At 41.9% G+C, this 15,423-nt stretch carries 14 protein-coding genes and 1 pseudogene; 4 read left to right on the top strand and 11 right to left on the bottom strand.

All coding sequences use genetic code 11. The features are described from left to right. Positions 1-51 precede the first annotated feature (51 nt). Entirely contained in the window at positions 52-2,883 is a 2,832-nt protein-coding gene (gene uvrA / locus K1J09_RS04675; RefSeq protein ID WP_223323099.1) for an excinuclease ABC subunit UvrA, read from the bottom strand. Between the two features lie 129 nt (positions 2,884-3,012). Here uvrA and K1J09_RS04670 point away from each other — a divergent pair, with 129 nt between their 5' ends. Both K1J09_RS04670 and K1J09_RS04665 read left to right on the top strand, forming a co-directional pair. After that, positions 3,013-3,957, top strand: a complete 945-nt coding sequence (locus K1J09_RS04670) for a magnesium transporter CorA family protein (protein WP_032912532.1) — start codon at positions 3,013-3,015, stop codon at positions 3,955-3,957. A gap of 18 nt (positions 3,958-3,975) precedes the next feature. Beyond that, complete coding sequence (locus tag K1J09_RS04665) at positions 3,976-4,647, top strand: DUF1129 domain-containing protein (protein ID WP_125331258.1); 672 nt, start codon at positions 3,976-3,978, stop codon at positions 4,645-4,647. A 33-nt stretch (positions 4,648-4,680) separates the two neighbouring features. Here the strand turns inward: K1J09_RS04665 and K1J09_RS04660 are convergent, their stop codons facing one another. Genes K1J09_RS04660 through K1J09_RS04635 form a run of 6 tightly spaced genes read right to left on the bottom strand, consistent with a single transcriptional unit; the run spans position 4,681 to position 9,911 of the window. Next, positions 4,681-6,297: an ABC transporter ATP-binding protein gene (locus K1J09_RS04660; RefSeq protein WP_126435898.1), complete on the bottom strand. Its 1,617-nt coding sequence runs from the start codon at positions 6,295-6,297 to the stop codon at positions 4,681-4,683. Positions 6,298-6,299: 2 nt separating this feature from the next. Next, positions 6,300-6,692, bottom strand: coding sequence for a hypothetical protein (locus tag K1J09_RS04655; RefSeq protein WP_125332809.1), 393 nt, complete (start codon positions 6,690-6,692; stop codon positions 6,300-6,302). Positions 6,693-6,703: 11 nt separating this feature from the next. Next, a complete protein-coding gene (locus K1J09_RS04650; protein ID WP_125356086.1) occupies positions 6,704-7,324 on the bottom strand; it encodes a CPBP family intramembrane glutamic endopeptidase in 621 nt (206 codons plus the stop codon). 4 nt (positions 7,325-7,328) lie between these two features. Then, positions 7,329-8,504: an ABC transporter permease gene (locus K1J09_RS04645; RefSeq protein ID WP_125332047.1), complete on the bottom strand. Its 1,176-nt coding sequence runs from the start codon at positions 8,502-8,504 to the stop codon at positions 7,329-7,331. A gap of 13 nt (positions 8,505-8,517) precedes the next feature. Further along, entirely contained in the window at positions 8,518-9,186 is a 669-nt protein-coding gene (locus tag K1J09_RS04640) for an ABC transporter ATP-binding protein (RefSeq protein WP_125356085.1), read from the bottom strand. After that, a complete protein-coding gene (locus K1J09_RS04635) occupies positions 9,183-9,911 on the bottom strand; it encodes a hypothetical protein (protein ID WP_125332043.1) in 729 nt (242 codons plus the stop codon). The genes K1J09_RS04640 and K1J09_RS04635 overlap by 4 nt, the downstream gene beginning before the upstream one ends. A gap of 532 nt (positions 9,912-10,443) precedes the next feature. Here K1J09_RS04635 and K1J09_RS04630 point away from each other — a divergent pair. Further along, positions 10,444-10,521 (top strand): annotated as a pseudogene (locus K1J09_RS04630) (DUF1129 domain-containing protein); the annotation flags it as partial. Between the two features lie 112 nt (positions 10,522-10,633). Here the strand turns inward: K1J09_RS04630 and rpsR are convergent. From rpsR to hutI, 4 genes are all read right to left on the bottom strand, one after another. Then, entirely contained in the window at positions 10,634-10,873 is a 240-nt protein-coding gene (gene rpsR, locus K1J09_RS04625; protein ID WP_000068664.1) for a 30S ribosomal protein S18, read from the bottom strand. A 36-nt stretch (positions 10,874-10,909) separates the two neighbouring features. Next, positions 10,910-11,404, bottom strand: coding sequence for a single-stranded DNA-binding protein (locus K1J09_RS04620; protein ID WP_002896496.1), 495 nt, complete (start codon positions 11,402-11,404; stop codon positions 10,910-10,912). An 11-nt stretch (positions 11,405-11,415) separates the two neighbouring features. Continuing rightward, positions 11,416-11,706, bottom strand: coding sequence for a 30S ribosomal protein S6 (rpsF, locus tag K1J09_RS04615; RefSeq protein WP_002896497.1), 291 nt, complete (start codon positions 11,704-11,706; stop codon positions 11,416-11,418). A gap of 178 nt (positions 11,707-11,884) precedes the next feature. Continuing rightward, a complete protein-coding gene (hutI, locus tag K1J09_RS04610; RefSeq protein WP_223323097.1) occupies positions 11,885-13,150 on the bottom strand; it encodes an imidazolonepropionase in 1,266 nt (421 codons plus the stop codon). Between the two features lie 199 nt (positions 13,151-13,349). On the opposite strand from hutI, the gene K1J09_RS04605 reads away from it, so the two are divergent. Further along, the gene (locus K1J09_RS04605) at positions 13,350-15,380 is read left to right on the top strand and encodes a urocanate hydratase (protein WP_223323095.1); all 2,031 of its coding nucleotides are present in this window, start codon (positions 13,350-13,352) and stop codon (positions 15,378-15,380) included. Positions 15,381-15,423 lie beyond the last annotated feature (43 nt).

Genomic DNA, 15,423 nt, shown 5'->3' with positions numbered 1-15,423 from the left:
TCTCTGACACGAAAAATCCCTGTTTTTAATATCAAACAGGGATTTGATGTACTATTTTACATGCAGCTTGCCTTTCAAGTACTGGCCGGTATAGCTGGCTGGATTAGCAGCGACTTCTTCCGGTGTACCCGTCGCAATAATCGTACCGCCACCGACACCGCCTTCTGGTCCTAAGTCGATGATATGGTCAGCTGTCTTGATAACATCCAGATTGTGCTCGATAACGAGTACTGTATTGCCATCGTCCACAAAGCGTGATAGCACTTGAAGGAGCTTGGCAATGTCTTCAGAATGCAGACCCGTGGTCGGCTCATCCAAGATATAGAAGGACTTACCAGTCGAGCGCTTGTGAAGTTCGCTGGCCAGCTTCATCCGCTGGGCTTCACCACCTGACAAGGTCGTGGCTGGCTGTCCCAGAGTCACATAGCCTAGCCCCACGTCCTTGATAGTCTGGAGTTTGCGGGCAATCTTGGGAATATGCTGGAAGAATTCTACCGCATCATTAACCGTCATGTCCAGAACCTGAGCGATATTCTTCTCCTTGTAGTGGACTTCTAAAGTCTCGCTATTATAGCGGGTGCCGTGGCAGACCTCGCAGGCCACATAGACGTCAGGCAGGAAGTGCATCTCAATCTTGATAATTCCATCACCAGAGCAGGCCTCACAGCGACCGCCCTTGACGTTAAAGCTGAAACGGCCTTTCTTGTAGCCGCGAATCTTGGCTTCGTTGGTCTTGGCAAAAAGATCGCGAATATCGTCAAAGACTCCAGTATAGGTAGCGGGATTAGAGCGCGGTGTCCGACCAATCGGACTTTGGTCAATATCAATCAGTCGATCCACATGCTCAATGCCGCTGATTTTCTTGAACTTACCTGGCTTGGCAGAATTGCGGTTGAGTTTTTGTGCGATGGCCTTTTTAAGGATAGAGTTGACAAGCGTTGACTTACCAGACCCAGAAACTCCCGTCACAGCGATGAATTTTCCCAAGGGGAATCTGGCCGTGATATTCTGCAGATTATTTTCCTGAGCACCAGTCACTTCGATAAAGCGTCCATTGCCTACACGGCGGTCCAATGGTACTGGGATCTCGCGCTTACCTGACAGGTATTGGCCTGTGATGGATTTCTTGCTCTTGGCTACTTGTGGAGGAGTGCCAGCTGCGACGATTTCACCACCGAAAACACCGGCTCCTGGTCCCACATCAATCAGCCAGTCAGCCTCCCGCATGGTGTCCTCATCGTGCTCAACCACGATGAGGGTATTGCCCAGGTCGCGCATCTTCTTGAGGCTGGCAATCAGGCGGTCATTATCACGTTGGTGCAAACCAATAGAGGGCTCATCCAGGATATAGAGGACGCCACTCAAGTTAGAACCAATCTGGGTCGCCAAACGAATCCGCTGACTCTCACCTCCCGATAGAGTCCCAGCCGAGCGAGACAAAGTTAGGTAATTGAGACCAACGTTATTGAGGAAAGTCAGGCGGTCATGAATTTCTTTAAGAATAGGGCGTGCGATAGTAGCTTCATTGTCAGTCAAGCTAAGCTTGTCCAAATGAAGCAAATGATCTGCAATGGACAAGTCTGAAATCTCACCGATATGCAAGCCGTCTTCGCCGCCAACCTTGACAGACAAGGCCTGAGGACTGAGTCGATAACCATGACAAGCTGCACAGGTCAGCTCATTCATATAAGCCCGCATCTGTGTCCGAGTAAAATCACTATTGGTCTCATGGTAGCGGCGGTTGATATTAGTGACAACCCCCTCAAAAGGAATGTCAATATCGCGCACGCCGCCAAATTCATTTTCATAGTGGAAATGGAACTCCCGCCCATCTGAACCAAAGAAAATCAGCTGTTTTTCTTCCTCAGTCAGTTCCTCAAAAGGCTTGTCCATATCAATACCAAAAGCTGCCATGGCCTGCTCCAGCATCTGCGGATAGTAGTTGGAGGAGATGGGATTCCAAGGCGCTAGCGCTCCTTCGCGCAAGGTCTTGCCAGCTTCTGGCACAACCACATCTAGATCCACCTCCAGCTTAACCCCCAGACCATCACAGTCCGGACAGGAGCCAAAAGGCGCATTGAAAGAGAAGAGACGTGGCTCTAGCTCTGGCACTGTAAAGCCACAAACAGGGCAGGCATAGTGTTCAGAAAAGAGCAACTCTTGACCATCCATAGTGTCAATCACCACATAGCCCTCAGCAATCCGCAGAGCAGCTTCGACCGAGTCAAAGAGACGACTACGCACCCCTTCCTTGATGACAATTCTATCTACTACGACCTCAATATCATGCTGCTTGCTCTTAGAAAGCTCTGGCACTTCCGTCACATCGTAAATATCGCCATCCACCCGCACACGGACATAACCGTCCTTCTGAATCTTATCAAAAACGGTCTTATGCTGACCCTTTTTCTTGCGGATGACCGGCGCTAATATCTGCAGCCGCTGACGCTCTGGCAATTCCAAGACCTTGTCAACAATCTGCTCGACAGACGAAGCCTTAATAGCTCCATGACCGTTGATACAGTATGGCGTTCCAACACGAGCATAGAGCAGGCGCAGGTAGTCATTGATTTCAGTGGCAGTTCCTACTGTTGAGCGCGGATTTTTACTAGTCGTCTTCTGGTCGATGGAAATAGCCGGGCTGAGACCATCAATCGAGTCCACATCCGGCTTTTCCATATTGCCCAAAAACTGCCGAGCATAGGCCGACAGACTCTCCACATAGCGGCGCTGCCCCTCAGCATATAGGGTATCAAAAGCCAGACTGGACTTGCCCGAACCGGACAGCCCCGTCACCACGACTAGCTTGTCCCGCGGAATTTCTACATCAATATTTTTTAAATTATGAGCTCGCGCTCCGTGAATCACAATTTTATCTTGCATTTTGACCTCGTTTCACTTATAAACCTTCTCCATTATAACAAATTTTTCTGCAAACTTTTGCCCCAAAAACCCGAATTTGTAGTATAATAGTACGGTATGCAAAAAAACACTCTGGAAAGGAAAATGATTATGAAGCAAGTCTTTTTATCAACTACGACAGAATTCAAAGAGATTGATTCGCTCGAATCAGGCACTTGGATCAATCTTGTCAACCCTTCCCAGAGTGAATCAATCGAAATCGCCAACGCCTTTGGTATTGACATCGCAGACCTGCGAGCACCGCTCGATGCAGAAGAAATGTCCCGACTTACGATCGAGGATGAGTATACACTGATCATCGTTGACGTGCCCATCACTGAGGAGCGGAATAACCAGACTTACTATGTCACGATCCCCCTTGGTATTATCATCACGGAAGAGGCTATTATTACCACTTGTTTGGAAAAATTACCTCTGCTGGACATCTTCATTCACAGGCGCCTGCGCAACTTCTATACTTTTATGAAGTCACGTTTCATCTTTCAGATTCTCTACCACAATGCCGAGCTGTATCTGACAGCCCTGCGCTCCATTGACCGCAAGAGTGAGCAGATTGAAAGTCAACTGCACAAGTCCACGCGAAATGAAGAACTGATTGAGCTTATGGAGTTGGAAAAGACCATCGTCTATTTCAAGGCCTCTCTCAAAACAAATGAGCGCGTGATTAAGAAGCTGACCAGCTCCACCAGCAATATCAAGAAATACCTAGAAGACGAGGACTTGCTGGAAGATACCTTGATTGAGACCCAACAGGCCATTGAGATGGCTGATATCTACGGCAACATCCTCCACAGTATGACAGAGACCTTTGCCTCTATCATTTCTAATAACCAGAACAATATCATGAAAGCCTTGGCTCTGGTGACCATCGTCATGTCTATCCCAACCATGATTTTCTCGGCCTATGGGATGAACTTCAAAAATAACGAACTGCCTCTCAACGGTGAACCACATGCCTTCTGGATTATCATGTTCATCGCCTTTGCCATGAGTGCTTCGGTCATGGCCTATCTCATGCACAAAAAACTATTTTAACCTTTAGAAAGAAGACCTATGTCACAAGTATCCCTCGACAAACTCAGCAAAAAAAACAAAGAATTTATCCATATCGCGACTAACCAGCTCTTACAAGACGGCAAATCCGATCAGGAAATCCAGACCATATTAGAAGGCATTCTGCCGGAAATCCTGGAAAACCAAACCAAGGGTATCACAGCCCGCGGCCTCTACGGAGCCCCAACTACTTGGGCAGCTTCTCTGACTGCAAAAGAGCGCTATGATGCCGAACATCCAAAAGAAAATGACGATCCTAAATGGATGATGCTGGACTCCGTCCTCTTTATCTTTGGTTTCTTTACCCTCCTGACCTCAATCGTCAATCTAGCTTCCTCTCAACCGTCTGTCTATGGGCTGACGACTCTCGTACTCGGAAGCATCGTCGGTGGCCTTTCTTTCTATGCCCTCTACCACTTTATCTACCGTTTCTACGGACCAGACAAAGACCGCAGCCAGCGCCCTAAGCTGCTCAAATCCATCCTGACCATGGCAGCGGCTATTCTCCTCTGGAGCATGTCCATCGTCCTGACTAGTCTCCTGCCTGAGTTCCTAAACCCCCGCCTGTCCAATATCGTAGTTGCTATTGTCGGCGCTATCGCCCTAGCCCTGCGCTTCTATCTCAAAAAACGCTTCAACATCAAGAGCGCGACTATGGGGCCAGGCAGATAAACGATAAAAAGAGGTTCGTTTGAGCCTCTTTTATTATGATATTTTGAACTTTTCCAAATCTATAATTTGATCGGCGCATTCAATAACTTGTTTTCGGTGAGATATCTGGATAATCAATGCTTGTGATTTTCTCTTATTTAAAAGATCCAATACTCTCCTCTCGTTAAATTGATCCAAAGACGATGTTGCTTCATCAAGAATAAGTATTTTCCTGTCTTCCAAAAGAGCTCTTGCAAGAGCCAAACGTTGCAATTGACCGCCAGAAAGTCTATTCTTATCTATGATTATCTCATTTAATTGATTACCACAATCTAACTCTTGCCACAAGCCTACATCATTCAGCACACTCCTGATTTTCTCATCCGAATATTCTTTCCCCATTTTTAAATTACTTATCAAACTATAACCATCAATGAAAAAAGTCTCCTGACTAACGTAACTTACTGAATTGTACCATTCTGCTATAGCAATATCTTTTAAATCAATATCTCCTATAAAAATCTTCCCGCTATTTATATCATAAACTTTCAACAATTGCTTGATAAAACTTGTCTTACCAACTCCACTAGGCCCTATAATTACTGCAATTTCCCCCAATTTTATATCCAGATTAATATGCTCTAGTAATCTAAAATCATCTATCTCTAAAGAGACATCCTCATATCTAATATTTTCTAAAGAAAATTCTCTAGCACTCACACTAAAATCCTGAGAATTTTCCGAGAAATTTTTCATAAGCTCAATTATATTAGTTAAAGCTCCTTTTTCTGCAGCAAAATTTCCAAGAGAGGTTGAAATAGCTAAAGTCGTTGGAACCAATTGATATAAATACATCATGAAAGAAATAAAAGTACCGACTGACAGAAGTCCTATTTTAATTTCGTAAAAACCTAAACTGAAGACCAAGACTATCAATGATAATAACAAACAATTGATTAAAGGCGCTAAAATAACACGATATTTTACCCCTTTTAAAGCATAATCATATAAGCGTTTATTTTCTAATTTTACATAACTAACGAAGGTACTCGTTGAATCACTAATTTTTATACTCAACAAAAAATTTAGAAGCTGAGACAATCTGTTATTTAGTATTGCAAGTTGATTCCGGAAACTATCAGCTAAGATTGCAAGTTTTTTGCCTATAAATTTAATAATAATTATTATACATATTGCAAAAACAATAACCAGTGATGTCAACTTCCAATCCATCACAAACAGCATGACAACTGCTCCTATCCACGATACAACATTTACAACGAAGCTTGGTAAAGTTGAAGAAATTACCTCTCCCAATATTTCAGTATCATTCACAACATGATTCACTGTTTCGTTAGTATTATAATCTTGAGCAACTCTTATTCTTAGATGTTCAATTCCATCAATTAACTTGGTTCTCAATTCGTAGACAGACTTTTCTCCCACTATCTCAATAATAGCATTACCAATTGTACCTAATAGTACATTCAGCGAGAATAAAAGAACTAAAATAGATACTTTTGAGTATTGAAATTGGCCTTTTACAAATTCATTAAAAAGTTCTCTTACAATTAGAGGAATCAGAATATTTACAGCAACTGAAAGCAGAAGTATAAATATTCCAATTCCTAAAAAATTACGATGAACGATATATCTATATAGAGACTTCATTATTATTCTTTTGACTCTTTTCTAGCATGTTTAACTATGATAAACACCAGCGAAGTAAGAATTATCTGAGTAATCAATGTTGATACTATACTTCCTACACTGGGAGAAAATGCGATGCCTGACTGATCGGTTTTTAGTATCTCTTGCCAAGGAAATAGCAAGCTATAGGGCAAAACTATCAAAGTAGCAATTATGGCTGAGGCTAAAATATTAAACACTGAAAATTTATTACTAATAGACTGGATGAAACGTCCCCCAACAAGCGCTAAAACGACCAAAGGTAACATTGTAGTTAGAACAACTAAAATACCTGCGCTTAGAGATAACCTAAAAACATAAGTAACTATCATTTCTAAAGTTAGGGCAGTTAAAATAAAATAATCAAATTTTTTCATTGTTTCTCTCCTTATTTAGATAAAGCAAACATAACTGTATCATAAACAAAATGCACAACAATACAGGAACTATATAAATGTGTATACCGATGTATCAAAGACAAGCCGATTCCTAATGGAAGCCTAATGAAAAGATTGCTAAAAAAATCAAAAGACTGATGACCTAAAAAAGCAAATAAACAAGCTTGAATAATAATGACCCAAACAAAATCAAATTCTTTTTTCAAATGAAACTCTACCAACCCTCTGAATAATAACTCTTCCGCAATAGAAGTTATTAAAAAAATTGATAAAAGCGTATACAATTGCTCCCTAGGATATTTATCAATGACATGTATAAGAACTATAAATGATACAAAGAAAGTGAAAAATATTAACAAAGCGTTCAATGGGCTCTTTTGCTTAAATTTGGAGGATCTTAAAAAATTTTCCCTATAAATACAATAATATAGGTAAAATACTATTAGAAATGCCAAAAGCAAACAGACTCTCGTAGACAAAAACAACATATCCACTGAAAGTTTATTACTGGCTATTATCAGGATAAGCAAGCTTCCAAACATTGACAACAGTAAGACTAGAACGACAAGACCCGCCGCTACTAAAACGTTTTCTAGTTTTCTTTTTGCCATCTTTTTACCTCAATAAATTCAGGACATTCTTTCTTGAAGCTGATACCGCTGGAAAATAGGTAAAAATAAAACAAATCACCGAAGGAACCAAGACAGCTGTGAGGATATTATCCCTTGTTACGATTAAACGAACCCCCATAGAATTTCCCAAAAGCTGACTAATGACAAGTACAAAAACCACTGAGATAAATGAGGAAATAAAAGCCAAAAATAATCCTTCAACGATAAATTGGTTGCGAATACTGGATTTTTTTGCCCCAAATGCTCTCCTGAGACCAATTTCACTCTTTCTTCCTGCGACAGATGAATAGGTTGCACTCATGACTCCAAAGCCTGCAACAATTAGAGAAATCCCAGCAACTCCGGCAATCAAATTAGTCGCTAGAGAGGTTGTTCGATTGATTTGACCTACCACTTGATGAAGATCTTCAATCTCATAGACACCCTTCTTTTTTGAGGAACCATAGCGTTCTAAATACTTGAGGACTTGCTTTTCAGCCTTGCTTTTACTTCCTCTATATTTGATTTTTGCTTGGTTAAAATGATTTCTGTAGCTAGTATTCCTAAGAAACATTTTCTCCGTCACTAATAAATCCGGTGTCTCCTCACTTCCCTGATAGACAGCACTTATCTTGTAGTAATCCCCACCTATTGAAACGAGTTCTCCCTCACTACTAGTTGTAGGAAACAGTTTTTTCGAAGCCGTGTCCTTAATAGCAATTTCATTTCCGTTTGATTGCTGAATCTCGCTTAGGGCTTTCCCACTAATAACTTTAATATCATTATTCTTCTCATTATATTTTGATGAGAGTTGATCATAATTCACAACGCTTCCATCCATACTCCTATCTCCAAGGAGGTGAACAGAAACTGTGTTGAGCTGAGGATTAATTGAGAGTTCTACATTTTGAATATTAGCAAATCCCATCAATCTCTGTCTATCATTCTCAGTAAATCCAGCCCCATCCTTATAATTTGTACAATTAATAGTAAAGGTCTTCCGTCCTCCAGTGACCGAATTTAACTGTTGAACAATCGACTGGCCTACTCCATTTCCTAGGCTAAGCACAAGCAAGAGACTCACAACTCCTATAACCAAGGATCCTATCGTCAGTAACGACTGCCTTTTATTAGCACTCAAGGATTTAAACAGACTCTTTAAAAGAAAGGTAAGTCTCATCTCTTTTCTCCCTTCAGTCTTCTGTCAATACTCCGTCAACAATGTGCAGAGTCCTGTCCGCTGTAGATGCAGCTTCCAAGGAGTGGGTAACCATAATAACTGTTTTACCAGTCTGATTAATCTTTTTCAAAATGCTGAGAATCTTCTGCGACATCTTTGAATCTAAGGCACCCGTCGGTTCATCAGCAATAATTATTTCTGGATTATTAACCAAAGCCCTAGCAATAGCTATCCGTTGTTGCTGACCTCCGGATAGATTAGTCGGGTATTCATTTATTTTTTCTTCCAACTCTACCATAGCCAGCAAGTCTCTAATATGCCGATCAGACATATCCCCAAAAGGACTATAGATAAGCGGTAACTGGATATTTTCCTTTACAGTATATTTTGATAAAAGTTTAAAATTTTGGAAAATAAAGCCGATACTTCTATTACGAATTTTTGAAATCTTTTCATCTGAAAATTTACTGACTAATTTATCATTAAAATAATACTTTCCAGAATACTCAGAATCCAACATTCCAATAATATTGATTAAAGTTGATTTCCCAGAACCAGATGGCCCCACTATAGAAACAAACTCCCCGGCCTCTATTTTCAAAGAGATATTATTTAAAATCCGTTGTTTAGCATCTCCATTTTTATAAAAAATATCCTTATTAATGAGCTCTAAATGAATCATGATTTATGTTCCTTTAAAAGTGTTCCAACAGGGACCTCGCTAAGCGGTGCATAATAGACACCACCTCTTTGAACCAAGCTTGGCTTAAACTTTTCCCATGCTTTTGCATCTGGTTTTTTCATATAGAGAAAGCCTGAGGATATGTACTTTTCGGGGATAACAACTTCTTTATACTTAACATATATATTAAAATGCTGCCCTATATGAAGACCATTACTCTGAATTTCAAATCCGTATCTGGAGACATCTTCCCCTCCTTCACGAGGTAAAAGTCCAACCCAACTTATATGACTTTGAAAAGCCTGACTACCATCTAAACTCTTCACAGTCACTTCCATATCCTGATTAATCAAGCCATTATCTAGTTCTGAAAAAGAAGACAAAATGTATTGTTCATCGCTGATAATGGCAAATTTTTTATTTTCATCAACAGTAAATGTACCATCAATAGGAGCCACATAGCCCGTATTATAAATCTGCTGCCATTTTGTAACGTGCTGGCCATTAACAACAAGCAGGCGACTCATTTCTGCATCCTCAAGCTCCTGAACTTTTCTGGCCTTTACCACTCCATCTAAAATCAAATCCTCTTGTGCTTCTACCTTAAAATAACGCGGTTTATTTTCTTGAACATTTGATTGTTGGTTATTATAGTTATTTACAAAGACTAACAGGCCAGAAAATAAAAGAACCAAAATAATAGAAAGTAATATTTTGATTTTCATTAGAAATACCTCCATCATTATTAAAGTTGATTATAAGCCTCGTCAGTTTTTAAAAGTAAGAAAAATTTTACAAACTATAGCAGGAAGGACTTCATCTCATATTAAAATATTATTATATTAAAATATCAAATAGTTTTACGTAGTTCTTTAATATACTGTTTAAAAGAAATAGTTGCAAAACCAACAGAAATTGTAACTGTTGCCAAAAGTTTTTCCAAGTCGAAGCGGAACATAATTTCACCTTCTTTATTAAATATTTGAATTTAAATTTTTTGAAACAAGATAAATGAAAGCCCTTCCCACTAATAACCTCATTGTAATCCTATATTAAAATAATGTCAACTATTTATGTGCAATTATTTACATATTTTAATTTAGCTATTTTAATTATTTTTAAATATTTTAATTAACCCGCGTAATTTAATTAAATAACATTTTATCTTTTTTCATAGAATTTTGGACTCCTATATCATTTTCCCTAGCGCTATTAACTCGTAAAGGGCTCTAAACTAGCTTCAACATTCCCTATCTCATCAATCTAGCCCTGCGCTTCTATCTCAAAAAACGCTTCAATATCAAGAGCGCAACTATGGGGCCGACGAGATATTAACCAGCAAATCAAATAAATAATAAAAAGACAGCTTAATTTTGGCTGTCTTTTCATTGTGTTCTCTTCACTCCTCTAGCATCTAAAAAATCCCTGCCAAAGGCAGGGACTCAAATTAGTCTTCATTTACGAAAGGCATCAAAGCCATTACGCGAGCGCGTTTGATAGCTGTTGTTACTTTACGTTGGTTTTTAGCTGAAGTTCCTGTTACGCGACGAGGAAGGATTTTCCCACGTTCTGAAACGAAACGGCTAAGAAGCTCAGTATCTTTGTAATCAACATATTCAATTTTGTTCGCTGCGATGTAATCAACTTTTTTACGGCGTTTGAATCCGCCACGACGTTGTTGAGCCATGTGTTTTCTCCTTTATATTATAGTTAGATTCGATCCTTAGAAAGGTAGATCGTCGTCTGAGATATCCATCGGGTTAGAATTGCCAAATGGGCTCTCATCACGAGAAAAGTTCGGTACTTGGTTAGACGAGTCTGCACTGCCATAACTTGGAGCAGAGCTGCCGCCGAAGCTGTTCCCACCGTATCCGCCAGATGACTGACCTTCACGGTTAGAGCGGCTTTCCAGGAGTTGGAAATTGTCCGCAACAACTTCTGTGACATAGACACGCTGGCCTTGCTGATTCTCGTAGTTACGCGTTTGAATACGGCCTGTAATTCCGATCAGGGCTCCTTTTTTAGCCCAGTTTGCAAGATTTTCTGCCTGCTGGCGCCAGATGACAACATTGATAAAATCTGCTTCTCGCTCGCCACTTTGATTTTTAAAGTTGCGATTGACAGCTAGAGTAAATGTTGCGACCGCTTGGTTCTGCGGAGTATAGCGAAGCTCGGCATCACGGGTCATGCGACCCACCAGTACAACGTTATTAATCATAGTCTACCTTCTTAAGCGTCAAGTTTGACGATCATGTGACGAAGAATGTCAGCGTTGATTTTTGAAAGACGGTCAAACTCTTTAAGAGCTGCATCGTCGTTTGCTTCAACGTTAACGATGTGGTAAAGTCCTTCACGGAAATCTTGGATTTCGTATGCAAGACGACGTTTTTCCCAGTCTTTTGATTCAACAACAGTTGCACCATTGTCAGTCAAGATAGAGTCAAAGCGTGCTACCAAAGCGTTTTTAGCTTCTTCTTCAATGTTTGGACGAATAATATAAAGAATTTCGTATTTAGCCATTGATTTTTCCTCCTTTTGGTCTAATGACCCCGAGACTTTGCAAGGGGTAAGTGAGGTTTGCTCACAAATAATTATTATAGCAGACTTCCAGCAGAATGGCAAGGGAAAGTTTTGATATAAAGAAAACTCTCTCTGTCACCAGAGAGAGTCCGAAAAATACGATTCGTTTTTAGAGAGTCTAGACAATTCTTCCTTGATCTACGACCAGTTTTCCAGCCTTGTAAACCTGATGGGTCAGGTTGGTCGCAAAGAAATAAAGTGGATAGTCGATATTCTTAGCGTCTAGGATGGTAATGTCAGCCTGCTTGCCAGCATCAAAGCTGCCAATCTTATCTTGGCGGTTAACTGAGTAGGCCGCATTGATGGTTACAGCGTTGAGAACTTCTACTGGCGTCAGACGCATCATAAAGCAACCTAGCTGCATGACGAACTGCAGGTTAGCTGTTGGACAAGAGCCTGGATTACTGTCGGTAGTCAGAGTGATAGCCATACCAGCTTCCAGCATCTTGCGAGCTGGTGCATAGGTATCTTCCATCAGACTGAAGGTAGTTGCCGGCAGGAGATTGCCGATAACCTTGGCTTCTGCCATCTTGCGAATGCCCTCATCTGTCGCTACCATCAAGTGCTCTGCACTGGTTGCTCCTAGCTCAGCTGCCACATCTACTCCGCCGATAGACTCGATTTCATCAGCATGGATACGAAGCTTGAAGCCCATTTCCTTAGCCTTAGAAAGTAAGTAGCGTGACTCGTCAGCTGTAAAGACACCTTTTTCACAGAAAATATCACAGAACTCAGCTAGATTTTCTGCCTTTACCCGAGGAAGCATTTCCTCGACGATGAGCTCCAGATATTCCTGAGAACGTCCTTTATATTCTGGTGGGACGGCGTGGGCAGCCATAAAGGTAGAAACGAGGTCAATCTCGTGGTCACGGTCCAGAGCTCCAACGACATCCAGCTGGCGCTTCTCCGTTTCCCAATCCAGACCATAGCCACTCTTGGCCTCAACAGTCGTCACCCCATGTAGCAGCATATAGTCCAGCAGTCTCTTAGACTTATCATAGAGAGTGTCAAAAGAAGCTTCTCGCGTCGCCCGGACCGTACTGAGAATACCGCCGCCTTGGGCAAGAATTTCCAGATAAGGGACACCGGCTAACTTCTTAGCAAACTCATGCTCCCGGCTACCGCCATAAACTAAGTGAGTGTGACAGTCGATTAAGCCAGGTGTGGCAATCTTACCTTCATAGGACTGAATCTTAGTATCTGGTCCAACCAGACTGGCGTCCGGCTCTCCGCTGCCAACTGCTAGGATTTTGCCGTCTTTGACTGCAATGTAGCCATCTTCTAAGACCTGTGCTTCCTTCATCTCCTCACCAAAAAGGGGATGGCCGAGATCCTTGGGACAGAAGACTTGATTAAAGTGAGTTAATAGTAAATCAGCAGTCATGCTTGTTCCTCCATTTCGTTTTCCGACATATTTGCTTTTCATCATAATACACTATCGTCAAATTATAGTCAAAAGCTTGTAAAAGATAGGAGCCCCGCTTTTTTTACTGTTTTTGTCATTTTCTTGACTCTTTGTGGACGGAAGTCTTATAGAATGTAGGAGAAAGATATTTTACACTTGACTAAAAGGAGGATTTTTCATGTCATACTTTAGCGAAAATGAAATTGCAGCAGCAATGACCGTCAAATTAGACGATGTACTGCCTGAAAAAACAGTTTTCCAAGAAGGCATCCGTCGAGCACCTGATCGGGGCTTCCGTTTGACTCAAGCTCAAACCGAAATTGCTCTTAAAAATGCCCTTCGCTATATTCCAAAGAGATTCCATGAGGAAGTGATTCCAGAATTTCTGGAAGAGCTGAAAACTCGCGGACGAATTTATGGCTACCGCTGGCGTCCAAAAGAACGCATCTACGGCAAACCAATTGATGAGTATAAAGGGAACTGTACCGCAGCCAAGGCTATGCAGGTCATGATTGACAACAATCTGAGCTTTGAAATCGCCCTCTATCCTTATGAATTGGTTACCTACGGAGAAACTGGATCTGTCTGCGCCAACTGGATGCAGTACAACCTGATCAAGAAATACTTGGAAATCATGACCGACCATCAAACTTTGGTCGTGGAATCTGGCCACCCGCTCGGACTCTTCAAATCTAAACCAGAAGCTCCGCGCGTTATTATCACCAATGGCCTCTTGGTCGGTGAATATGACAATATGAAGGACTGGGAAATTGCAGAAGAAATGGGCGTGACCAACTATGGTCAAATGACAGCCGGCGGCTGGATGTACATCGGCCCTCAAGGTATCGTCCATGGTACTTTCAACACCCTCCTCAATGCTGGACGTTTGAAACTGGGTGTGGCAGATGATGGTGATCTAACCGGCAAACTCTTCATCTCTTCTGGTCTGGGTGGCATGAGTGGAGCTCAAGGGAAAGCGGCCGAAATTGCTAAAGCTGTGGCAATCGTAGCTGAAGTAGACCAATCTCGGATTGAAACTCGTCACTCCCAAGGCTGGATTAGCCAATTGGCTGAAAGTCCGAAAGAAGCTATCGACTTGGCTCAAAAAGCTCTGGAAGCTGGCGAATCAACTTCTATTGCCTATCATGGTAACATCGTAGACCTCTTGGAATATGTCAACGAAAACAATATCCATGTAGACCTACTGTCTGACCAAACTTCTTGCCACAATGTCTATGACGGCGGCTACTGTCCGGCTGGCATTAGCTTTGAAGAGCGTACTCGCCTCCTGGCTGAAGACAAGGAAACCTTTGCTAAGTTGGTTGACCAAACATTGGAACGTCACTTCAAGGCAATCAAGACCCTGACTAACAACGGCACCTACTTCTTTGACTATGGTAATGCCTTCATGAAGGCAGTCTATGACTCTGGCATCAAGGAAATTTCTAAGAATGGCTTTGACGACAAAGACGGTTTCATCTGGCCATCTTATGTAGAAGATATCATGGGCCCAATGCTCTTTGACTATGGTTATGGTCCTTTCCGTTGGGTATGTCTGAGCGGTAAGCACGAAGACCTAGTCGCTACTGACCACGCAGCTATGGAAGTGATCGACCCTAACCGCCGCTACCAAGACCGCGACAACTACAACTGGATCCGCGATGCAGAAAAGAACCAGCTGGTTGTTGGAACCCAGGCTCGGATTCTCTACCAAGACTGTATGGGACGCGTCAATATCGCCCTCAAGTTCAATGAATTAGTACGCGAAGGCAAGATTGGTCCTGTCATGATTGGCCGTGACCACCACGACGTATCTGGTACTGACTCTCCATTCCGTGAAACTTCTAATATCAAGGACGGTTCTAATGTTACCTGCGACATGGCTGTGCAATGTTACGCTGGTAATGCCGCTCGTGGTATGAGTCTGGTAGCTCTCCACAACGGTGGCGGAACTGGTATCGGTAAAGCAATCAACGGTGGCTTTGGCTTGGTTTTAGACGGTAGTGAACGTATTGATGAAATCATCAAATCTGCTATCGCTTGGGATACGATCGGCGGAGTTGCACGTCGTAACTGGGCTCGCAATGAGCATGCTATTGAGACAGCTATCGAGTACAACCGCCTCCACCAAGGAACAGACCACATTACCATTCCATACTTAACTGACGAAGATTTGGTCAAAGAATCTGTTAAGAAGTTGTTCGAATAAGAAAAACTTGTCCCCCAACTTCCGACCTGAGCTGGGTATCAAC

This window comes from Streptococcus sanguinis (assembly GCF_019928825.1).
GTDB lineage: Bacteria > Bacillota > Bacilli > Lactobacillales > Streptococcaceae > Streptococcus > Streptococcus sanguinis_L.
Note: the sequence above shows the minus strand (reverse complement) of the source record. Positions and strands in the feature narration are given on the sequence as shown.

Coding starts and splice junctions, on each gene's coding strand:
- K1J09_RS04650 (WP_125356086.1), bottom strand. CDS start 7,324: ATGGCAAAAAGAAAACTAGAAAACGTTTTAGTAGCGGCGGGTCTTGTC.
- rpsF (WP_002896497.1), bottom strand. CDS start 11,706: ATGGCTAAATACGAAATTCTTTATATTATTCGTCCAAACATTGAAGAA.
- hutI (WP_223323097.1), bottom strand. CDS start 13,150: ATGACTGCTGATTTACTATTAACTCACTTTAATCAAGTCTTCTGTCCC.
- K1J09_RS04655 (WP_125332809.1), bottom strand. CDS start 6,692: ATGAAAAAATTTGATTATTTTATTTTAACTGCCCTAACTTTAGAAATG.
- K1J09_RS04665 (WP_125331258.1), top strand. CDS start 3,976: ATGTCACAAGTATCCCTCGACAAACTCAGCAAAAAAAACAAAGAATTT.
- K1J09_RS04660 (WP_126435898.1), bottom strand. CDS start 6,297: ATGAAGTCTCTATATAGATATATCGTTCATCGTAATTTTTTAGGAATT.
- K1J09_RS04640 (WP_125356085.1), bottom strand. CDS start 9,186: ATGATTCATTTAGAGCTCATTAATAAGGATATTTTTTATAAAAATGGA.
- uvrA (WP_223323099.1), bottom strand. CDS start 2,883: ATGCAAGATAAAATTGTGATTCACGGAGCGCGAGCTCATAATTTAAAA.
- K1J09_RS04670 (WP_032912532.1), top strand. CDS start 3,013: ATGAAGCAAGTCTTTTTATCAACTACGACAGAATTCAAAGAGATTGAT.
- K1J09_RS04635 (WP_125332043.1), bottom strand. CDS start 9,911: ATGAAAATCAAAATATTACTTTCTATTATTTTGGTTCTTTTATTTTCT.
- K1J09_RS04620 (WP_002896496.1), bottom strand. CDS start 11,404: ATGATTAATAACGTTGTACTGGTGGGTCGCATGACCCGTGATGCCGAG.
- K1J09_RS04605 (WP_223323095.1), top strand. CDS start 13,350: ATGTCATACTTTAGCGAAAATGAAATTGCAGCAGCAATGACCGTCAAA.
- K1J09_RS04645 (WP_125332047.1), bottom strand. CDS start 8,504: ATGAGACTTACCTTTCTTTTAAAGAGTCTGTTTAAATCCTTGAGTGCT.
- rpsR (WP_000068664.1), bottom strand. CDS start 10,873: ATGGCTCAACAACGTCGTGGCGGATTCAAACGCCGTAAAAAAGTTGAT.